The 21,177-nt window shown below is 65.7% G+C and carries 19 protein-coding genes; 9 read left to right on the plus strand and 10 right to left on the minus strand.

The window, feature by feature from the left end:
• Window positions 1-6: 6 nt before the first annotated feature.
• From CLU87_RS08205 to rng, 7 genes are all read left to right on the plus strand, one after another.
• Window positions 7-726: a YebC/PmpR family DNA-binding transcriptional regulator gene (locus tag CLU87_RS08205; protein ID WP_015014275.1), complete on the plus strand. Its 720-nt coding sequence runs from the start codon at window positions 7-9 to the stop codon at window positions 724-726.
• 114 nt (window positions 727-840) lie between these two features.
• Window positions 841-2,121, plus strand: a complete 1,281-nt coding sequence (gene purD, locus CLU87_RS08210; RefSeq protein ID WP_099730117.1) for a phosphoribosylamine--glycine ligase — start codon at window positions 841-843, stop codon at window positions 2,119-2,121.
• Window positions 2,121-3,110, plus strand: coding sequence for an oxygen-dependent coproporphyrinogen oxidase (gene hemF / locus CLU87_RS08215; RefSeq protein WP_099730118.1), 990 nt, complete (start codon window positions 2,121-2,123; stop codon window positions 3,108-3,110). Before purD ends, hemF begins: the two co-directional genes overlap by 1 nt.
• A 184-nt stretch (window positions 3,111-3,294) precedes the next feature.
• Complete coding sequence (gene rsfS, locus CLU87_RS08220) at window positions 3,295-4,158, plus strand: ribosome silencing factor (protein ID WP_056746041.1); 864 nt, start codon at window positions 3,295-3,297, stop codon at window positions 4,156-4,158.
• 73 nt (window positions 4,159-4,231) lie between these two features.
• Entirely contained in the window at window positions 4,232-4,699 is a 468-nt protein-coding gene (gene rlmH / locus CLU87_RS08225; RefSeq protein ID WP_007858784.1) for a 23S rRNA (pseudouridine(1915)-N(3))-methyltransferase RlmH, read from the plus strand.
• Between the two features lie 264 nt (window positions 4,700-4,963).
• Complete coding sequence (locus tag CLU87_RS08230) at window positions 4,964-5,578, plus strand: nucleoside triphosphate pyrophosphatase (protein ID WP_056746040.1); 615 nt, start codon at window positions 4,964-4,966, stop codon at window positions 5,576-5,578.
• 30 nt (window positions 5,579-5,608) lie between these two features.
• Window positions 5,609-7,099 carry a ribonuclease G gene (rng, locus tag CLU87_RS08235; RefSeq protein ID WP_056062322.1) on the plus strand — a complete coding sequence of 497 codons (1,491 nt, stop codon included), beginning with the start codon at window positions 5,609-5,611 and terminating at the stop codon, window positions 7,097-7,099.
• Between the two features lie 186 nt (window positions 7,100-7,285).
• On the opposite strand, the gene CLU87_RS08240 is transcribed toward rng, so the two are convergent.
• Entirely contained in the window at window positions 7,286-7,894 is a 609-nt protein-coding gene (locus CLU87_RS08240; RefSeq protein WP_099730119.1) for a glutathione S-transferase family protein, read from the minus strand.
• A 94-nt stretch (window positions 7,895-7,988) separates the two neighbouring features.
• Here CLU87_RS08240 and CLU87_RS08245 point away from each other — a divergent pair, with 94 nt between their 5' ends.
• The gene (locus CLU87_RS08245) at window positions 7,989-8,954 is read left to right on the plus strand and encodes a YafY family protein (RefSeq protein WP_099730120.1); all 966 of its coding nucleotides are present in this window, start codon (window positions 7,989-7,991) and stop codon (window positions 8,952-8,954) included.
• A 7-nt stretch (window positions 8,955-8,961) separates the two neighbouring features.
• On the opposite strand, the gene CLU87_RS08250 is transcribed toward CLU87_RS08245, so the two are convergent.
• The 6 genes from CLU87_RS08250 to kdpF form a co-directional block, all read right to left on the minus strand.
• Complete coding sequence (locus CLU87_RS08250; protein WP_099730121.1) at window positions 8,962-9,684, minus strand: response regulator; 723 nt, start codon at window positions 9,682-9,684, stop codon at window positions 8,962-8,964.
• Between the two features lie 28 nt (window positions 9,685-9,712).
• A complete protein-coding gene (locus CLU87_RS08255; RefSeq protein WP_099730122.1) occupies window positions 9,713-12,430 on the minus strand; it encodes a DUF4118 domain-containing protein in 2,718 nt (905 codons plus the stop codon).
• A 67-nt stretch (window positions 12,431-12,497) separates the two neighbouring features.
• Window positions 12,498-13,115 carry a potassium-transporting ATPase subunit KdpC gene (kdpC, locus tag CLU87_RS08260; RefSeq protein ID WP_099730123.1) on the minus strand — a complete coding sequence of 206 codons (618 nt, stop codon included), beginning with the start codon at window positions 13,113-13,115 and terminating at the stop codon, window positions 12,498-12,500.
• A gap of 52 nt (window positions 13,116-13,167) precedes the next feature.
• Entirely contained in the window at window positions 13,168-15,234 is a 2,067-nt protein-coding gene (kdpB, locus tag CLU87_RS08265) for a potassium-transporting ATPase subunit KdpB (RefSeq protein WP_099730124.1), read from the minus strand.
• A gap of 20 nt (window positions 15,235-15,254) precedes the next feature.
• Window positions 15,255-17,048 carry a potassium-transporting ATPase subunit KdpA gene (kdpA, locus tag CLU87_RS08270; RefSeq protein WP_099730125.1) on the minus strand — a complete coding sequence of 598 codons (1,794 nt, stop codon included), beginning with the start codon at window positions 17,046-17,048 and terminating at the stop codon, window positions 15,255-15,257.
• A complete protein-coding gene (gene kdpF, locus CLU87_RS08275) occupies window positions 17,045-17,140 on the minus strand; it encodes a K(+)-transporting ATPase subunit F (RefSeq protein ID WP_056062349.1) in 96 nt (31 codons plus the stop codon). The genes kdpA and kdpF overlap by 4 nt, the downstream gene beginning before the upstream one ends.
• A gap of 492 nt (window positions 17,141-17,632) precedes the next feature.
• Between kdpF and CLU87_RS08280 the strand changes: the two genes are divergently transcribed.
• On the plus strand, window positions 17,633-18,535 hold the full coding sequence (locus tag CLU87_RS08280) for a DMT family transporter (RefSeq protein WP_099730126.1): 903 nt from the start codon (window positions 17,633-17,635) through the stop codon (window positions 18,533-18,535).
• Between the two features lie 22 nt (window positions 18,536-18,557).
• Here the strand turns inward: CLU87_RS08280 and CLU87_RS08285 are convergent, their stop codons facing one another.
• From CLU87_RS08285 to CLU87_RS08295, 3 genes are all read right to left on the minus strand, one after another.
• Complete coding sequence (locus CLU87_RS08285; RefSeq protein WP_099730127.1) at window positions 18,558-19,724, minus strand: pyridoxal phosphate-dependent aminotransferase; 1,167 nt, start codon at window positions 19,722-19,724, stop codon at window positions 18,558-18,560.
• A gap of 67 nt (window positions 19,725-19,791) precedes the next feature.
• Window positions 19,792-20,733 (minus strand): CysB family HTH-type transcriptional regulator, encoded by a 942-nt coding sequence (locus CLU87_RS08290; RefSeq protein ID WP_056062356.1) that lies wholly within the window; start codon window positions 20,731-20,733, stop codon window positions 19,792-19,794.
• Between the two features lie 72 nt (window positions 20,734-20,805).
• Window positions 20,806-21,177 carry a sirohydrochlorin chelatase gene (locus CLU87_RS08295; RefSeq protein WP_099730128.1) on the minus strand — a complete coding sequence of 124 codons (372 nt, stop codon included), beginning with the start codon at window positions 21,175-21,177 and terminating at the stop codon, window positions 20,806-20,808.

Raw genomic sequence — 21,177 nt, forward strand, 5'->3', positions numbered from 1 at the left:
CTTCTCGTGGCAGGACACAGTAAATGGGCGAATATCCAGCACCGCAAAGGGCGCCAGGATGAAAAACGCGGCAAGATCTGGACCCGCATCATTCGTGAAATCACTGTGGCCGCCCGCGCCGGTGGCGGTGACCTGTCAGCCAACCCCCGCCTGCGCCTGGCGGTGGACAAGGCCAAGGCGGCCAACATGCCCGCCGACCGCATCAAGTACAACATCGACAAGGCCACGGGCAACGCCGAAGGCCTGACCTACGAAGAAATCCGCTACGAAGGCTACGGCATTGGTGGCGCCGCCATCATGATCGACACCATGACCGACAACCGCGTGCGCACCGTTGCCGAAGTGCGCCACGCGTTCAGCAAACACGGTGGCAACATGGGCACCGAAGGCTCGGTGGTGTTCCAGTTCAAGCACTGCGGCCAGCTGATTTTTGCCCCCGGCACCAGCGAAGACAAGGTGATGGAAGTGGCGCTGGAGGCGGGCGCTGAAGACGTGGTGACCGACGAAGACGGCGCGGTGGAGGTGCTGACCGCCCCAGCCGACTTTGAAGCGGTGAAGAACGCGCTGGAGGCCGCAGGCCTGACGGCCGAAGTGGCGGGCGTGACCATGCGGCCTGAAAACACCATCGAACTGACCGGCGAAGACGCCGCCAAGATGCAGAAGCTGCTGGATGTGCTGGAAGACCTGGACGACACCCAGGAGGTCTATCACAACGCGGCGCTGTGACTCTGCGCCAGTGGGGCACCGCTTTTTTCTTGCCCTGACTTGTTTTCCGACTGATATTTCCCCGAGTCCCGCCCAACAGCGCAGCGCTGTGGGCAGGGTTCACCAAAGGTTCCTATGAAAGTACTTGTGATTGGTGGCGGCGGCCGTGAACACGCGATGGCGTGGAAACTGAGCCAGTCCCCCAAGGTGACCAAGGTGTTTGTGGCACCCGGCAACGGTGGCACGGCCCTGAACCCCAAGCTCGAAAACGTGGCGATCTCCGATGTGCGCGAACTGCGCGCGTGGGCCCAGGCCGAAAAGATCGCGCTGACGGTGGTGGGCCCCGAGGCTCCACTGGCCGCTGGTGTGGTCGATGAGTTCCGCGCCAACGGCCTGCGCATCTTCGGCCCCACCAAGGCGGCTGCCCAGCTCGAAAGCTCCAAGGCCTTCTCTAAGGCCTTCATGCGCCGCCATGGCATCCCCACGGCCGACTACGACACCTTTACCGACCCGGCAGCCGCCCACGCGTTTGTGGACCGGCTGGGTGCACCCATCGTCATCAAGGCCGACGGCCTGGCAGCGGGCAAGGGCGTGGTCGTGGCCATGACGCTGCAGGAGGCTCACGACGCCGTGGACTTCATGCTGGTGGACAACAAATACGGTGTGACGCACAACGAAGGCGGCGCGCGCGTGGTGATCGAGGAATTCCTCGAAGGCGAGGAAGCCAGTTTCATCGTGCTGTGCGACGGCAAGAACGTGTTGGCCCTGGCCACCAGCCAGGACCACAAGCGCCTCAAAGACGGCGACGAAGGCCCCAACACCGGCGGCATGGGTGCGTATTCGCCCGCCCCCGTGGTCACGGCCGACGTGCACGCCCGCGCCATGCGCGAGATCATCCTGCCCACCATCCGTGGCATGGAAAAGGACGGCATTCCTTACACCGGCTTTTTGTATGCGGGCCTGATGATCGACGCCAAGGGCCAGCCCAAGACGCTCGAATTCAACTGCCGCATGGGCGACCCCGAGACGCAGCCCATCCTGATGCGCCTGAAAAGCGATTTCAGCGACGTGATGGCCGCTGCCGCTGACGGCAAGCTCGACCAGATGGAACTGCAATGGGACCGCCGCACCGCACTGGGCGTGGTCATGGCCGCCCATGGCTACCCGGAGAACCCACGCAAGGGTGACCCCATCACCGGCTTGCCGGCCGAGGCGGACGATGCCGTGGTGTTCCACGCGGGCACGCAGCTCAAGGACGGCGTGGTCAGCGTGACGGGTGGCCGTGTGCTGTGCGTCACCGTGCTGGCCGACAGCGTCAAGCAGGCGCAGCAGCGTGCGTATGACGTGGCACGCGGCATCCAGTTTGATGGCGCGCAGTACCGCCGCGACATTGGCTTCCGTGCCCTGAAAAACTGATGGCAGACGCTCAGACCTTGAACTCCTCCGACACGGTGACCCGCGTGCGCGGCTACTTGGTGGGCCTTCAGGCCCGCATCACCGATGCGCTGGAAGCCGTGGAAGCCGCTGAAGGCGAGGGCGGCGCACGCTTTCTGGCCGATGCCTGGAGCAAGCCGCCCGGCGAGCCGCTGCAGGGTGACGGCATCACCAAGATCATGGAAGGCGGCCGCGTGTTCGAGCGCGCGGGTTGCGGCTTCAGCCACGTACGCGGCCCGCAGCTGCCACCTTCGGCCACGCAGCACCGGCCCGAGCTGGCGGGTGCGCCGTTCGAGGCCATGGGCGTGTCGCTGGTGTTCCACCCGCGCAACCCGTATGTGCCCACGGTGCACATGAACGTGCGCATGATCGCCGCCGGCCACCCCGGTCAGGCGCCCACCTGCTGGTTTGGCGGCGGCATGGACCTCACGCCTTACTACGGGTTTGAAGAGGATGCGGTGCACTTTCACCGCACCTGCCGCGATGCGCTCAGCGCCTTTGGCGACGACAAGTACCCCCGCTTCAAGCAATGGTGCGACGAGTACTTTTATCTCAAGCATCGCAGCGAGCAGCGCGGCGTGGGCGGCGTGTTCTATGACGATTTCTCGGAGCTGGGCTTTGAACAAAGCCTGGCGATGACGCAGTCGGTGGGCGATGCCTTTCTGGGCGCCTACCTGCCCATCGTCGAGAAACGTCGGGGCATGCCCTACGGCGAGCGCGAACGCGACTTCCAGCTGTATCGCCGGGGCCGCTATGTCGAGTTCAACCTGGTGTGGGATCGGGGTACACACTTTGGCCTGCAGTCGGGCGGGCGAACCGAGTCCATTTTGCTGTCCATGCCGCCGCTCGTGTCTTGGTCTTACCAGCGCTCTGACGCAGCCGATTCGGCCGAAGCCGACCTCACGCAGCGCTTTTTGGTGCGGCGCGACTGGCTGACTGAAGGCCTTGGCGCAGCGCAGTCAATGGCCTGAAAAACACAAAAGCTATAATTTCAATAGCTGCCAGCGCTTTTCACATGAGCGCAAGAGGTCAAAATCACCTCATATTGCTGCAGCGCCCCAGCACAACACCCGCGCAACACTCAAGGCCCAGCCCGCTGGCTGCGCGATGCGTTGCACGCTATATTGATTCCATTCCCTCTCTATTCACCGCCTGATGACCACCTCCACCAAATCGGAAACCGCTGCCAAAAAAGACGTCACCAAACTCCAGCGCGCCATTGTTGATGGCCTGGAAGACGTCAAGGCGCAAGACATCCAGGTCTTCAACACCGAGCATCTCTCGCCGCTGTTTGAACGGGTGATCGTGGCATCGGGCACCTCCAACCGCCAGACCAAGGCCCTGGCCGCCAGCGTACGCGACGCGGTCAAGGAAGCTGGGTTCTCCAAGCCCCGCATCGAAGGCGAAGACAACGGCGAATGGATCATCGTGGACTGCGGCGCGGCTGTGGCGCACATCATGCAACCGGCCATCCGCCAGTACTACCGCCTGGAAGAGCTGTGGGGCGACACCCCCGTGCGCCTGAAGCTCGGCGCAGCCAAGCCGGTGTCCAGCGCGGCCACGGAGTTGGCCGAGAAGAAGTCGGCCCAGAAGGCGGCCAAGTCTGACGCCAAGGCGGCAGGCAAGGCGCCCGCCAAGAAGGCGGCGGCCCCCACCGTAGCCGCCCGTTCGGGCAAGGCCACCGTCAAGGCGGTCGCCAAGACCGCTGCGAAGACTGCTGCCAAAACAGCCCCCAAGCCCGCTGCAAAAACTGCGGCCAAGGCTGCACCTGCCAAATCGGCTGCCAAGACAAGCACCGCCAAGCCAGCCAGCAAGACCACTGGCGCAGTTGCCACCAAGAAGCCCGCAGCCACCAAGACCCCTGTCAAGACGGTGGTGGTCAAGCCCGGTGGCGCCAAGAAGCCTGCGGCCAAGAAGTCGCCAGCTGCCAAGTCCCCTGCGCGCGCAGCTGCCAAGCCAGCCTCCGCATCGGGCTCCAAGCCCGCGGCCAAGAAGGCACCTGCTCGCAGCAAGGGCTGATCCGTTTCAGCTGCCGCGCGCTCCATCGCTTGCGCGCGGCAGCGGTGACTCCCTCACGCATCCAGGTTGATCCATGAAGCTGCTGATAGTGGCGGTCGGTCAGCGGGTGCCCGACTGGGCGCAGACCGCGTACGACGATTACGCCAAACGTTTTCCACCTGAACTCAAGGTCGAGCTCAAGGCCGTCAAGACCGAGCCGCGCGGCTCCAAGACGCTGGAGACGCTCTACGCCGCCGAGCGCGAGCGCATCGAAGCCGCCATTCCGCGTGGCACGCGCGTGGTGGCACTGGACGAGCGCGGTACCAACCTCACCACCAAGGCCCTGGCCGAACGGCTCAAGGGCTGGCAACTGGGCGGTGACGATGTGGCATTGGTGATCGGTGGCCCCGACGGGCTGGACCCGGCCTTTCGCCAGGCCGCGCACGAACGCATTCGCCTGTCCGACCTGACTTTGCCGCACGCCATGGTGCGGGTGTTGCTCATCGAGCAGCTGTACCGCGCCTGGTCGGTGAATGCCGGGCATCCTTACCATCGTGAATGAAGCAGACCCTTTGCGATGATGGTCTGTGCTACTCCTGTTTTCATAGCTGCTGGCGCTTGATGAATAAGCGTATGGGATGTCCTGCATCACTCCCCGCGGTCTGTGATAGCGCGGCCTCGGGCAGTCCGCTGCGTTGCTTTTCTTGCCAATAGCCCGGCTATTGGCTGCAAAAAGACGCCTTGCGGCCTATCCCGATCCGCACTACCACCGACTTGCGAGGGTGATGCAGGACATCCCTAGCCGATTTTTATTCACAATCCGTTCATGCCCGACTTCATCTACCTCGCCTCCCAGAGCCCGCGCCGCCGCCAGTTGCTGGAACAGTTGGGCGTGCGCCACGAACTGCTGCTGCCCAACGTGGATGGCGACGAGCCCGAGGATGCCGAGGCCATCGAGGTGGTGCTGCCTGGCGAAGCGCCCACAGCGTACGTGGAGCGCGTGACGGCGCTCAAGCTCGACGCGGCCGTGGCCCGGCGTGCACGGCGCCAGTTACCGGATGCGCCCATCCTGTGTTCCGATACCACCGTGGCCCTGGGCCGCACCATCTACGGCAAGCCAGACGATGCCGCCCATGCGACGCGCATGCTCACCGAGCTGGCAGGGCACGAGCACCGCGTGCTGACCGCCGTGGCTCTGCAGGTAGGTACCAAACGGCTGACGGCCCTGTCGGTATCGCGCGTCACTTTCGCGCCCATGGCACCTGCGCAGATCGAGGCGTATGTGGCTACGGGCGAGCCGCTGGGCAAGGCAGGCGCCTACGGCATCCAGGGCCGGGCGGCGGCTTATGTGGAGCACCTGGCGGGCAGCTATTCGGGCATCATGGGGCTGCCGATGTACGAGACCGCGCAGCTGCTGCGCGCAGCGGGTTTTGCGATCTGAGCGACGCCAACCAAAGACAACAACAACGCCATGCAACAAGACATCCTGATCAATTGGTCCCCCCAGGAAACCCGGGTGGCCGTGGTGGAGCACGGCGCCGTGCAGGAGCTGCACATCGAGCGCACGCTGGAGCGCGGTCTGGTCGGCAATGTCTATCTGGGCAAGGTCTCGCGCGTGCTACCAGGCATGCAGTCGGCCTTTATCGACATCGGGTTGGAGCGTGCCGCCTTCTTGCACGTGGCCGATGTGTGGCAGCGCCAGCCTGATGGCGAGCCGCCCGCATTTGCCCGCAAGAACGAGCCGCAGGTACCGATCGAAAAGCAGGTGTTCGAGGGGCAGGCGCTGATGGTGCAGGTCATCAAGGACCCGATTGGCACCAAGGGTGCGCGGTTGTCCACGCAGATCAGCATTGCCGGTCGCCTGCTGGTGTTTTTGCCGCAGGACGACCATGTGGGCGTGTCACAGAAGATCCCTCCCGCCGAGCGCGATGCGCTGCGCGCGCGGCTGCAGGCGCTGGTGGGCGACAAATCCACGGGCGGTGGCGGCGGCTTCATCCTGCGCACCAACGGCGAAGATTCCACCGATGCCGAGCTGGCCGAAGACATCGCCTACCTGCGCAAGACCTGGGCGCGCATCAAGGAGGCATCGCTCAAGCTGCCCGCCATGTCGCTGTTGCACCAGGATCTGGACCTGCTGCAGCGCGTGCTGCGCGATCTGGTGGGCGACCACACGCAGACCATCCGCCTGGATTCGATGGAGCAGTTCCAGCGCCTGCGCGCGTTCGGGCAGGAGTTCATGCCCGCGGCGGCCGGCAAGCTGCAGCACTACAAGGGCGAGCGGCCCATTTTTGACCTGTACTCCATCGATGAGGAAGTGGCCAAGGCGCTGGGCCGCCGCGTCGATTTGAAATCGGGCGGCTACCTCATCGTGGACCAGACCGAGGCGCTGACCACCATTGACGTGAACACCGGCGGCTACGTGGGTGCTCGCAATTTTGACGATACCATCTTCAAGACCAACCTGGAGGCCGCACAGGCCATTGCGCGTCAGCTGCGCCTGCGCAATCTGGGCGGCATCATCATCGTGGACTTCATCGACATGGTGCGGGACGACCACCAGCAGGCCGTGCTGTCGGAGTTCAAAAAGCAACTGGCCCGCGACAGGGTCAAGACCATGTCATCTGGCACCTTCTCGCAACTGGGTCTGGTGGAGATGACGCGCAAGCGCACCCGCGAATCACTGGCACACATGCTGTGCGAGCCCTGCGAGGTGTGTCAGGGCAAGGGCAGCGTCAAAACTGCGCGCAGCGTGTGCTACGACATCCTGCGCGAGATCCTGCGCGAAGCCCGCCAATTCAACCCGCGCGAGTTCCGCGTGGTGGCGTCCGCGCGGGTGGTGGAGCTGTTCCTGGACGAAGAAAGCCAGCACCTGGCCGGCCTCTCGGACTTCATCAAAAAACCCATCTCGCTGCAGGCCGAAAGCGCAATGGGGCAGGAGCAGTACGACATCGTGCTGCTGTAGCAGCAGCGTTGATCAACTGCGCGTTCAGAGGCTGAGAGTTTTTTAGCCGAGCCCGAAAGGCGCGCGAAAACGCCTCGGATCGAGGCGCAAAGCACAGCCATAGCTCGGGCTATGGCGAGCATTTGCAACGAAGAGCCGGGGCTTTTTGGCGTGCAAGACGGGCGTGGATAAAAGACTCTCAGGCTCTCAGGCCTCGAGTTGCATCGCAGGGCGCGCCTGCACCCGCGCCAGCCACGCCTGCACATGCGGGTGTGCATTGACGGGGGCACCCAGGTACACGCTGTAGCCCAGCACCGAGCCCACCACCAGATCCACCAGCGAATAGTCCGCGCCCAGCATCCAGGGCTGGGCGGCCAGGCGGGCATCCAGCAGGGTGAGCAGGTCGTTTAGCCCCGCTGTGGCTGCCTGTGCATGGGCAGGGCTGCGCAGCGCCTCTTCGCCCTGCGTGGCCAACTGCAGGCGCACCAGCACCGTGCCATAGGTCACGTACGCCCAGGTGCACCACGACAGCGCCTGCAGCGCCTCGGGCGTGCCGGCGGCAGGCCACAGGCCACGCTCGATGCCGTAGCGATGGCCCAGCCACAAGTGGATGGCCAGGGCCTCGAACATGGGCGCACCGTCCACCGTCAGCGTGGGGACCTTGCCGTTGGGGTTCAGGGCGAGATATTTGGGGCGGCGCTGCTCGCTGGTGCGGATGTCGATCTTCACGCGCTCGTGGGGTACGCACAGCTCGGTGAGTGCGCAGGCAATCGGGGTGGCGCTGGACATGGGGTGCCAGTAAAGGACGATGGACATGGAAAACTCCTTGGTCGTGGTGGAAGAAAGGGTGGAGTCACTGTAAGAACCATTGCGGACAATTTCAGTCCTCGATTCAACGTACAGTGGCGGCATGCTCACCTCGTCCACACGCCTGTTGCGCCTGCTGTCCCTGCTGCAAACCCGCAGCCACTGGATGGGCCCCGAGCTGGCCGAGCGGCTGGAAGTGCATCCGCGCACGCTGCGGCGCGACATCGATCGCCTGCGCCAGCTGGGCTACCCGGTGCAGGCCAGCAGTGGCGTGGCGGGCGGCTATGCCTTTCGCGCGGGGCAGGCATTGCCCCCGTTGCTGCTCGACGATGAAGAAGCCCTGGCCGTATCGATTGCGCTGCGCACCGCCACTGCGGGTGCCGTGGGCGGCATTGAAGAGCCCGCCTTGCGCGCCTTGGTGAAACTGGAGCAGGCCATGCCCCTGCGGCTGCGTGAGCAGGTGGACGCGTTGCGCTCCACCATCCTGCCGCTGGACCGTACCGGGCCGGTGGTGGAGGCCACGTTGCTGGCCACGCTGGCATCGGCCTGCCGCGACCAGTTGCGGCTTGGCTTCTCGTACGAAGACGGCAAGGGGCGCGCTACCCAGCGCTCGGTGGAGCCACAGGGCGTGGTGCACACTGGCATGCGCTGGTACCTGGTGGCCTGGGACTGCGACCGTGGCGACTGGCGCACCTTTCGCATCGACCGCATGGTGGCAAAGCCCGAAGTCGGCGCGCATTTTTCACCGCGCCCCGGGCCGGACGGCGGCGACCTCAAGGCGTATGTGTCCCGCTCCATCACCGCAGCGCCGCACCCCGACCAGGCGCGGGTGGTGCTGCATGCCCCTTATGCAGAAATGGCGCGGCGCATTCCGCAGTCGGCCGGTGTGGTCACGACGCTGGCCAACGGGCAGCAGTGCCAGCTGGAATGCGCGGCCAGCGATGCCCTGGTGTTCTGGCTCATGGCGCTGGACGTGGAGTTTGAGGTGCTGGCGCCCGCGTCGCTGCAGGAGCGGCTGCGCGTGGCGGGGGAGCGGGCGTTGCGTTGCACTGGTGCACGCAGTTCGTGAGTTGGCGTCAGGGTACGAACCGGTACCCGATACCCGCCTCAGTCCGCAAGTGCCGGGGCATGGAGGCGTTGTCCTCCACCTTCTTACGCAGGTTGGCCATGTGCACGCGCACGTAGTGCGTGTCCTCGGCATGGCCTGGGCCCCACACGGCTTTGAGCAGCTGGGCGTGGGTGATGACGCGGTCGGGCTGGGAGGCCAGGTAGGTGAGCAGCTTGTATTCGATGGGCGTGAGGTGCAGGGCCTCGCTGCCATCGCCTTCGCCATTGCTTTGCGTGCGGCGCTCTACCGTGCGGCGGGCCAGATCCACGGTGATGTTGCCGAACTGGATGACGGGTATCGCCTCTGGGCTGGAGGCCCGCTGGCTGCGCCGCAGCTGCGCGCGCACGCGTGCCATCAGCTCGCCGGAGCCAAAGGGCTTCACGAGGTAGTCGTCGGCCCCTGCGTCCAGCGCCGCGATCTTGCTGGCTTCGGCGCTGCGGGCCGAGAGCACGATGATGGGCATGGCCGACCAGGTGCGCAGGTCGCGGATCAAATCGACGCCATCCCCGTCGGGCAGCCCCAGGTCCAGCACCACCAGGTCGGGGCGGCGGGTGCCGGCTTCGATCAGGCCGCGCTGCAGGCTCGCGGCCTCGTGCACAGTGTGGCCTTCGGTCTCCAGCGTCAGGCGCACAAAGCGGCGGATATCGGCTTCGTCTTCAACAATGAGGATGTGCGTGGGCAGGTCGGTCATGGCATGGCATGGCATGGATGCAAGGGTGTCAGGCGTCGGTGTCATCGCCCAAGTCGGTGGGCGGTGTGCCGCGTGGCAGCAGCAGCGTAAAGCGCGCACCTGTAGGCTGGCCCTGTGCGTTGTGGATCGTATCGCCCCGGATGCTGCCGCCATGCCCCTGCACGATGGCGCGGCAAATCGCCAGCCCCAGGCCCACACCGGGCGTGGCGCTTTCGCGGGCGCCGCGCTCGAACTTTTCAAACAGCAACTCTTCGCGGCCTTTGGGCAGGCCCGGACCTTCGTCGGTGAGGGTCAGTGCCACCGCGTCGCTTTGGGGCTGCGCGCTGATGTGGATGGTGGTGTCTGCGGGTGTGTACTTGGCGGCGTTTTCCAGCAGGTTGACCAGCACGCGCTCCATCAGCACGGCATCGATCTGCAGCAGCGGCAGGTCGTCGGGCAGAGTCACTTCGACCCGGTGCGCAGCGATGGCCGGGGCGCTGGCGGCCAGGGCGCTGCCCACCACTTCTTCCAGCGGCTGCCAAGCCTTGTTGAGTTGCACGGCCCCAGCCTCCAGGCGGGCCATGTCCAGCAGGTTGTTGACCAGTGCGCTCATGCGCTGGGCCGATTGCTGGATCGCGCCGGTCAGCTCTTGTTGATGGGCAGGCAGGGGCGGCTGCACCATGGCCAGTGATTCGGCCAGGCCGACCAGTGAGGCCAGCGGAGTGCGCAGGTCGTGCGAGATGGCCGAGAGCAGCGAGTTGCGCAGCCGCTCGGACTCGATCTGCACCGTGCTCTTTTGTGCCACGTCGATGTAGTGGATGCGTTCCAGCGAGATGGCCAGCAACGAGGCGCAGGTCTGCAGCAGGCGGCGCGGTTCCACCCCAGGCACCTCTCCTTGGGGCATGGCCACCACCAGCACGCCACGGATGCGCATGGGCGCCTTGAGCGGCAGCACCAGCGTGGGGCTGGAGTGCAAGGTGTCGGTGCCCCGGCCTGCGGGCTCGCCGCGCTCGAATGCCCATTGCGCCACGGCCATGTCCACGGGGGCGGTGCCTCCGGGCAGCACCTGCAGGCGGTTGTCATCGTCGGCCACCACCAGCGTGCTGCCTGCGCTGAACTCGCCCGTGATAAAGCGTGCGCCAATCTCGGCCACCTGCTCGGGCAGCAGGGCTGCAGACAGGTCACGCGCCATGTCGTACAGGCTGCGCACGCGGTGTTCGCGGTCGGTGGCGGCCTCGGCCTGCACCTTGAGCCCGGCGGTGAGCTGGCCCACCACCAGGGCCACCACCAGCATCACCGCAAAGGTGACGACGTACTGCGCGTCGCTCACCGCAAAGTTGAAGCGGGGCGGCACAAAGAAGAAGTCAAAAAACCCCACGCCCAGGAAAGCCGCCATGATGGCCGGGCCGCGACCAAAGCGCAGCGCCACCCCCACCACCACCAGCAAAAACAGCATGACGATGTTGGTCAGCTCCAGCACGTTGGCCAGCGGTGTGGCAATGACGGCGGCAATGCAGCAGGCCAGGGCGGCGGCGATGTAGCCGGGCCAGAATGCAGCGCGGGGGGCTGCGGTGCTGGTGCGGGTAGTTTTGCGTTCGGTGGTGTCGGCGCTGCGGCTGGGCAGTGTGCCCACCTGCAGCAGGTCCAGGTCGCTGGCACTTTGTCCGATCTGCTCGGCCAGCGTGGCCTGCCACGGCCAGCGCCGGGTGCTGCGCCCCATGACCACACGCACCAGGTTGTGTTCGCGCGCATAGCGCACCAGGGCCTGGGCGGGCTGGGCTGCGGGCAGCACGGCGCAGGCGGCGGCGCCCAGTTGCTGCGCGATCTTCAGCGTGCGCTCCACCTGCGGGTGCAGGGTGGCCGACTGGCCTTGCTGCTCGGGCGTTTCCACATGCACGGCGTGCCACGGCAGGTCGAGCTGGGCGGCCAGGCGGGCGCAGCTGCGCACCACTTTTTCGGCGTTGTCGCCCGTGCCCACGCAGGCCAACAGGGCTTCGCGGTTGGGCCACACGGCCTCTGGCGTGGTGGTGCTGGCGCGGCGGTAGGCGCGCATTTCGTCGTCCACGCGGTCGGCGGTGCGGCGCAGGGCCAGCTCACGCAGGGCCAGCAAGTTGCCTTTGCGAAAGAAGTTGGCAGCGGCACGCTCTGCCTGCTGGGGCAAGTAGACCTTGCCGGCTTTCAGGCGCGCCAGCAGCTCGTCGGGCGGCAGGTCGACCACCACCACTTCGTCGGCAGCGTCAAAAAACTGGTCGGGCACCGTCTCCCACACGCGGATGCCGGTGATGCCGCTGACGATGTCGTTCAGGCTCTCCAGGTGCTGCACGTTCATGGTGGACCACACGTCGATGCCTGCGGCCAGCAGCTCTTCGGCGTCTTGCCAGCGCTTGGGGTGGCGCGATCCGGCCACATTGCTGTGGGCCAGCTCGTCCAGCAGCACCAGGCCCTCGGGGTTCGCAGCGCCCCAGGCCAGGGCGGCGTCCAGGTCAAACTCGGGCAGGGTGCGGTCTTTGTAGGGCAGGGCGCGCAGCGGCAGGCGCGGCAGGTGTGCGGTCAGCGCCTCGGTGTCGGTGCGGCCATGCGTTTCGACCACGCCGATGGTGACGGGCAGGCCCTGCGCCTGCGCTGCCCTGGCGGCAGAGAGCATGGCAAAAGTCTTGCCCACCCCCGCGCAGGCGCCAAAGAACACCTTGAGCCGCCCGCGCTGCTGCTGGGCCTGCTCTTGCTGGATGCGCTGCAGCAGCGCGTCGGGGTCGGGGCGATCCTGCATGGGCACAGTGTATCCACCAATTTGATGTCGAATAGGCCTCAAGCGCTAGTATCAATTGCGCTGATAGCTATTTATTTGATAGCGAATCGAGTGCCAGATTCAAGGCCAGAACGTTCACACGCGGCTCGCCCAGCAGGCCCAGCCAGGGGGTGTCGGTGTGCTGCTGCACCAAGGCTTGCACTTGTCCCACGGGCAGGCCCCTGGCACGGGCCACGCGTTCGCTCTGGTAGGCGGCGGCTGCCGGGCTGATGTGTGGGTCCAGCCCGCTGGCCGACGCGGTGACCAGGTCGACGGGCACGGGGCGGGTGTTGCCCGGGTCGGCGGCACGCAGGGCTTCAATGCGGGCTTTGACCGCTTCGGCTAGCGCCGGGTTGGTGGGGCCCAGATTGGAGCCACCCGAGGCCGATGCGTTGTAGGGCATGGGCGCTGTGGCCGATGGGCGGCCCCAGAAGTGGCCAGGCTCGGTGAACGACTGGCCGATCAGCTCGGAGCCCACCGCCTTGCCACCCTGGGTGATGAGGCTGCCGTTGGCCTGGTGCGGGAAGGCCGTTTGTGCGACACCGGTCACGGCCAGCGGGTAGAGCAGGCCGGTGACGATGGACAGCACGACGAACAGCGTGAGGGCAGGGCGCAGTAGGCCGCCTGGGCTGGCGGGCACGTCGTCGCGGGGGATACGGATAGGCATACGATTTTCCTTGTCAGTGATTCGGGGAGCTGCGTTTAGGAATGGGAAGAGCTCAGGTCAGACCTGCGGCCGCCAGCACCATGTCAATCAACTTGATGCCAATGAACGGCACCACCATGCCCCCCAACCCATAAATGGCCAGGTTGCGGCGCAGCAGCGCGGCGGCACCCACGGCGCGGTAAGCCACGCCCTTCAAGGCCAGCGGGATCAAAAAGATGATGATCAGCGCGTTGAACACCACGGCAGACAGGATGGCCGACGAAGGGCTGGCCAGGTGCATGAAGTTCAGCGCCGACAGCTGCGGGTAGGTGGTAACAAACGCCGCAGGGATGATGGCGAAGTACTTGGCGATGTCGTTGGCAATGCTGAAGGTGGTGAGCGAGCCGCGCGTCATCAGCATCTGCTTGCCGGTCTCCACGATCTCGATGAGCTTGGTGGGGTTGCTGTCCAGGTCTACCATGTTGCCCGCCTCCTTGGCGGCCTGGGTGCCGGTGTTCATGGCCACGGCCACGTCGGCCTGGGCCAGGGCGGGCGCATCGTTGGTGCCGTCGCCGGTCATGGCCACCAGCTGGCCATTGGCCTGATAGCTGCGGATGAGCTGCAGCTTGGCCTCGGGTGTGGCCTCGGCCAGGAAGTCGTCCACACCCGCTTCGGCGGCAATGGCGGCGGCCGTCAGGCGGTTGTCGCCGGTCACCATTACGGTCTTGATACCCATGCGGCGCAGCTCGGCAAAGCGCTCCTTGATGCCGCCCTTGACTACGTCTTTGAGCTCCACCACGCCCAGCACGTGGGCGCCGTCGGCCACAACCAGCGGGGTGCTGCCACGGCGCGATACATCGTCCACCGCCGTCTGCACGGCGGTAGGAAAGCGCCCGCCCAGTGCCTCCACATGTTTGCGGATGGCATCGGCCGCGCCCTTGCGCAGCAGGCGTGGGCCGGGCAGGTCCACACCGCTCATGCGGGTTTGCGCCGTGAAGGGCACAAACTGGGCCTGCAGGCTGGAGAGGTCACGCTCGCGCAGGTTGAACTTCTGCTTGGCCAGCACCACGATGCTGCGGCCTTCGGGGGTTTCGTCGGCCAGCGATGCGAGCTGGGCGGCATCGGCCAATGCGGCATCGGTCACCCCGGGCGCAGACACGAACTGGCTGGCTTGCCGGTTGCCCAGGGTGATGGTGCCGGTCTTGTCCAGCAGCAGCACGTCCACATCGCCCGCAGCCTCCACCGCGCGGCCCGAGGTGGCGATCACATTGGCCTGCATCATGCGGCTCATGCCCGCCACGCCAATGGCGCTGAGCAAGCCTGCAATGGTGGTGGGGATCAGGCACACCAGCAGGGCCACCAGCACCACCAGGCTCACAGGCTCGCCCGCGCCGCTGGCCTGCACGCTGAACAGCGAGAACGGCAGCAGCGTAACCACCACGCCCAGGAACACGATGGTGAGCGCCACCAGCAGGATGGTCAGCGCGATCTCGTTGGGTGTCTTGTGGCGCTTGGCGTTTTCGACCATGGCGATCATGCGGTCGACAAAGGTCTCGCCAGGGTTCACGGCCACGCGCACCACGATCCAGTCGGACAACACGCGGGTGCCGCCGGTCACTGCAGAGAAGTCGCCGCCCGATTCGCGGATCACCGGGGCCGATTCGCCCGTGATGGCGCTTTCGTCCACCGACGCCACCCCGTCGATCACCTCGCCGTCGGCGGGAATGGTGTCACCGGCTTCCACCAGCACGACGTCGCCCTTGCGCAGGTGGGCCGCCTCCAGCGGCAGCCAGGTCATCTCGGTGCGCGGGGTGGTGCGGTCAAACTGGCCGTCCAGCTTTTTGGCCCAGGTCTGCTTTTTGAGGCCGCGCAGTGAGGCTGCCTGGGCCTTGCTGCGGCCTTCGGCCATGGCCTCGGCAAAGTTGGCAAACAGCACAGTGAACCACAGCCACAGCGCCACGGCGGCGGTGAAGCCCTCGGGCTTGCTGGCGGCCAGCGCGGTGGTGAAGGCGCTGCCTACATACACCACAAACATCACCGGGTTGCGCCATTGCACACGCGGGTCCAGCTTCTTGAAAGCCTCCAGCAGCGCGGGGCGCACCAGGGCAGGGTCGAACAGGGTCAATGTTTTGCGGGTCATCACAATCTCCCAGCCATTTCTTAACGGGGTGTGAGCACGAGATGCTCTACCACCGGGCCCAGCGCGAGGGCGGGCACATAGTTCAGCAAGCCCACCAGCAGCACCACGCCCGCCAGCAGCGCCACAAACAGCGGGCCATGGGTGGGCAAGGTGCCATCGGTGGCGGTGGCGCGCTTCTTGGCGGCCAGCGACCCGGCCATGGCCAGCACCGGCACGATCACGCCAAAGCGGCCCAGCCACATGGCCACGGCCAGCAGCACGTTGTAGAAGGGGGTGTTGGCCGACAGGCCAGCGAAGGCGCTGCCGTTGTTGTTGGCGGCGGAAGACAGCGCATACAGCACCTGGCTGAAGCCGTGCGCGCCAGGGTTGGAGAGGCCTGCGCGGCCTGCCTCGCTCATCACCGCCACGGCCGTGCCCAGCAGCACCAGCAGGGGCGTGACCAGGATGGCGATGGAGACGAGCTTCATCTCATGCGTCTCGATTTTCTTGCCCAGGTACTCGGGCGTGCGGCCAATCATCAGTCCGGCGATGAACACCGCCATGATGGCGAACACCAGCATGCCGTACAGGCCCGAGCCGACACCGCCAAACACCACTTCTCCCATCTGCATCAGCACCATGGGCACCATGCCGCCCAGGGGCGTGAAGCTGTCGTGCATGGCAATCACCGCGCCGCAGCTGGCGGCTGTGGTGATCACTGCGAACAGGGCCGAGGTGGCGATGCCAAAGCGCGTTTCTTTGCCTTCCATGTTGCCGCCCGCCTGCAAGGCGCTGGCGGCCTGGTCCACACCCAGCGATGAAAGCAGCGGGTTGCCTTGCTGCTCGAACGCGGTGGCGGCTACCACTGCGACCACGAAGAGCAGGCTCATCGTGGCCAGAATCGTCCAACCCTGGCGCTCATCGCCCACCATGCGGCCAAACACCAGGCACAGCGCAGCGGGGATCAGGAAGATCGCCAGCATCTGCAACAGGTTGCTGGCGGCTGAGGGGTTTTCGAACGGGTGGGCCGAGTTGGCGTTGAAGAAGCCGCCACCGTTGGTGCCCAGCATCTTGATGGCGAGCTGTGAGGCCACGGGGCCCATGGCCAGCGTCTGCGTGGCTTGCGTGGCGGGTTCCGTCACCGGGGCGCCCTGGGCGTCCAGCACCGGCTGGCCCGCGCCATCGAGCTTGGGCGCGTCGTAGTGCACGGGCTCCAGTGTCTGTACCTCGGTGTAAGGCGACAGATTCTGGATCACGCCCTGGCCTGCAAACACTACGGCCAGCACCAGCGACAGGGGCAGCAGCACCCAGAGCGTGGCGCGGGTCAGGTCGGCCCACACGTTGCCAATGCTCTGCGCTGAATGTCGCGCAAACCCGCGCACCAGCGCAATGACGACGACCAGGCCCGTGGCGGCGGACAGAAAGTTCTGCACGGTCAGCGCCAGCATCTGCGTGAGGTAGCTCATGGTGCTCTCGCCGCCGTAGCCTTGCCAGTTGGTGTTGGTGACAAAACTGATGGCCGTGTTGAAGGCCGAATCGGGTGCCACCGCAGCCATGCCCTGCGGGTTGAGCGGCAGCACCGCTTGCCAGCGCTGCAGCGCATACACCGCCAGCAAGCCCAGGCCATTGAACACCAGCAGGCCCAGCGCGTAGCGCAGCCAGCCGGTTTCCTCATCGGGCCGCACGCCTGCCAGTCGGAACAGCGGGCCTTCCAGCCTCCGTCCCAGCGCAAAGCGGCCCGCCATCACGGTGTCGATGTAACGCGCCAGCGGCCAAGCCAGCGCCAGCAGCAGTGCCAAAAACACCGCCAATTGCAGCCAGGCACCGGTGCTCATGAAAAGTCCTCCGGCCGCAGCAGCACGGCGATCAGGTACACCAAAAGCGCAGCGGCGAGCACGGCCGCCAGAATCATCCAGCCGCTGGTCATGACCGCCCCCCTTGTGCTTGGCGTTGCAGCAGCGCGCAACCCTTGGCCAAGCCATAGACGGCCAGCCAGAGCAGGCCTCCCATCGCCATCAATATCCAGTCCATAGCGTCCTCCTTGAGACATGGACCGATGCTAGGAACGGCCGCATCAAGATGGGCGCAAGAGTGCAGTGTGGGGTATCAAGATCGCATCAAGATGCGCGGGCGCCAGGCCTGGCTGGCAGAAAGATGTATGGCAATTTGCTATTGAATTTATAGCTTTATGCGCATGATATTCAAGCGCTACAGACCATTTCTATTCATAGTTTTGCCCTGTAGCGCGGGTTTGCCGGTTCTCGCAATGGTTTCGGGCGTCAGCACGCTCGGCAGGTGTGGCGCACCTTGAGGTCTGTCCGTTCTTCCAACGGGTCATTAGAGAACGCTCACATTGGCCTGCAGCAAAAGCGCTCGCAAGCTGCGATCATCCCCACCCTGCATCACGCTTCTGTTCTCCATGACCCAGGCCACACCGCTCCGTCCCAGCGCTTCCAGTCCGCTCGATTCCCTCGTCCCTCTGCTGTTTGTGGCGCTCTGGAGCACCGGCTTTATCGGCGCCAAGCTGGGGCTGCCGTATGTGGAGCCGCTGACCTTTCTGGCGCTGCGGTTTGCCATCGTCATCGTGCTCATGCTCGCGGTGGTGGCCGTAGCCCGTGCACCCTGGCCGCCGTCGGGCAGGGCCTGGCTGCACATCGGGGTGTCGGGCCTGCTGGTGCACGGCGTGTACCTGGGCGGTGTGTTCATGGCCATCGGGCACGGGCTGCCGTCGGGCATCACAGCGCTGGTGGTGGGCTTGCAGCCGCTGCTGACAGCCCTGGTGGCCGGGGCTTTGCTGGGCGAGAAGGTGCGGCCTGCCCAATGGGCGGGCCTGGCCCTGGGCTTCACCGGCGTGGCGCTGGTGGTGGCCGGCAAGGTGGCTACCGTGCCGGCGGGTGCTTTGCTGGGCATGCTGCTGCCGGCGGTGGTCGCGCTGCTGGGCATCACGGCGGGCACGCTGTACCAGAAGCGGTTTTGCCCCTCGTTCGACTTGCGCACGGGCTCGGTGATCCAGTACCTGCCGTGTGCGGTGGCCATGGCTGCGGTCGCCTACGCCACCGAATCCATGGCCATATCGTGGACCGGCGAGTTTGTGTTTGCGCTGGGCTGGCTGGTGCTGGTGCTCTCACTGGGGGCCGTGAGCCTGTTGAACCTGCTCATCCGCCGGGGCGGCGCGGTCAATGTGGCCAGCCTGTTCTACCTGACCCCGCCCACCACAGCGCTGATCGCCTGGGCGATGTTTGGCGAGACGCTCAGCGGCTGGGCGCTGGCGGGGATGGCGCTGGCGGCTGCGGGTGTGTGGCTGGCGCGGCAGACGAAGTAAGAGCCCTGGAGGGCCCTGCGGATCAGAGCTTGCGCAGCCGCTCCAGCGCGGCGCGCAGCGTCTCGTCCTTCTTGGCGAAGCAGAACCGCACCACACGCTGGTCAAACCCGTCGCCATAAAACGCCGACAACGGAATCGCCGCGACGCCCACCTCGCGGGTGAGCCACTGGCAGAAATCGGCCTCGTTCAAATCACTGATCGCCGAGATGTCCACGCACTGGAAGTAGCTGCCCGTGCTGGGCAGCAGCTTGAAGCGCGAGCCTGCCAAGCCCTCGCGGAACAGGTCGCGCTTGGCCTGGTAGAACGCGGGCAGCTGCAGATAGGGCGTGGGGTCTTGCAGGTAGGCGGCCAGGCCGTGCTGCACCGGTGTGTTGACGGTGAACACGTTGAACTGGTGCACCTTGCGGAACTCGGCCGTCAGTGCTGCAGGGGCGGCCACGGTGCCGACCTTCCAGCCGGTGACATGGAAGGTCTTGCCAAAGCTCGACACGATGAAGGCACGCGCGGCGAGGCCGGCAAAGCGCGCGGCGCTCTGGTGCTCGACACCGTCGAACACCATGTGTTCGTACACCTCGTCGCTAATGAGCAGGATGTCGGTGGGGGCGAGCAGGTCTTCCAACTGGCGCATTTCCTCGGCCGTCCAGATGGTAGCGCTGGGGTTGTGCGGGCTGTTGACGAGGATGGCGCGGGTGCGGGGCGTGATGGCCGCGCTGATCTTGGCAAAGTCAGGGCGGAAGGTGCCGGGCGTGAGCGGTACGCGTACGGCCTTGCCACCGGCCAGCTCGATGTTCGGTACATAGCTGTCGTAGCAGGGGTCGAGCACGATCACCTCGTCGCCCGCGTGCACGATGGCCAGGATGGCGGTGATGATGGCCTGCGTGGCGCCAGCCGTGATGGTGATTTCGGTGTTGGGGTTGTAGGCGCGCCCGTGCAGCGCCTCGATCTTGCGGGCCACGGCTTCGCGCAGGGCGGGCACACCGGTCATGGGCGGGTACTGGTTGTGGCCGGCTTGCATGGCGGCGGTGACGGCGTTCACCAGCTCGGGCGCGCATTCAAAGTCAGGAAAGCCCTGGCCCAGGTTCACCGCCTTGTGTTCGGTGGCCAGCGCCGACATCACGGTGAAGATGGTGGTGCCGACGTTGGGCAGCTTGCTGGGGAAGGCGGGTGTGCGGGCGGTGGTGGAGGTCATGGCGCAGCAGCGTGGAAAACGAGGAAATTCTGGAAGGGTTCAGGGTGCTTCTGGGGCTGGACGGAGGTCACAGCTCGTAGTCGTTGACATGGCCCGTCATCGCGCGGGCAATCAGCTCGCGGCTCAGGCGGTCGCTGAGCAGCTCGGCAAACTTGTAGACAAAGTTGCGCAGGTAGGCGCCGCGCTTGAAGGCCACGCGGGCCACGCTCTGCCCGAACAGGTGGCCCACGGGGCGCACGGCCAGGTCGCCCACCGGGTCATCGCGCATGGCCATCTCGGCCACGATGCCGATGCCCAGGCCCAGGCGCACATAGGTCTTGATCACGTCAGAGTCGATGGCTTCGAGCACGATGCGGGGCGTGAGCTTGCGCGCTGCGAAGGCGTGGTCGATCTTGCCGCGCCCGGTGAATGAGGGGTGATAGGTGATCAGCGCTTCGTGCGCAAGGTCGTCCAGACCGATGCGTTCCTTTTGCGCCAGAGGGTGGTCGTTGGGCACCACCAGCACGTGCTGCCATTCGTAGCAGGGCAGGGTGACGAGTTCGGGGTAGTCAGCCAGGGATTCGGTGGCCATGCCGATCTCGGCCACCTCGTCGATGATCATGCGGGCCACTTCGTGCGGCGTGGCCTGGTGCAGGCTCACGTTGACCTTGGGGTAGGCCTCGCGCAGGCGGGCCACAGGCACCGGCAGCACATAGCGCGCCTGGGTGTGGGTGGTGGCGATGCTGAGGGTGCCGCTGTCTTGCGCGCTGAACTGCTCGCCAATGCGCTTCAGGTTACCCACCTCGCGCATGATGACTTCGATGCTTTTGAGCACATGCTGGCCGGGCTCGGTGATGCGCTTGAGGCGTTTGCCGTGCCGGGCGAAGATGTCCACGCCCAGTTCTTCTTCCAGCTCGATGATGGCTTTGGAGACGCCTGGCTGCGAGGTATGCAGGGCCTTGGCGGCCTCGGTCAGGTTGAGGTTGCGGCGCGCAGCCTCTTGAACGAAGCGGAATTGGTGCAGATTCATATCGAATATCGCCTAAAGGATTGCATCATTATGCTGCAATCGTCTAAGCGAATGAACCGCACCCCAGAAATTTCAGAGCGGCGGGCTTTCGCAGGCGATCTCTGCCATCAAGGCCGTCATGCGTGGATCCTCCCCGATGGCGGCCTGGACGTGGAATTGCACGGCGGGGTGGGTGGTGCGCAGCTCCTGCACCAGCAGGGGCAAATCCTCCCGGGCGTGTTTGCCGGTGCCCAGAAACATCGGAACCACCGTGACGGCGGTGGCCCCGTCGGCCTCCAGTTGCCGGACGGCGTCCGGCAGGGCGGGTTCACACAGTTCCAGATAGGCGCAGATGACTCGGCGGTCTGGACTTTGGGACGCAATGCGCGTTGCGACTGCCTCCATGGGGGCGCGCCACAGGGGGTCTCGGGACCCGTGGGCAAACAGGACAATGGCGTGGGTCAT

The organism is Acidovorax sp. 59 (assembly GCF_002754175.1).
In the GTDB taxonomy this organism is placed as follows: Bacteria; Pseudomonadota; Gammaproteobacteria; order Burkholderiales; family Burkholderiaceae_C; genus Acidovorax; species Acidovorax delafieldii.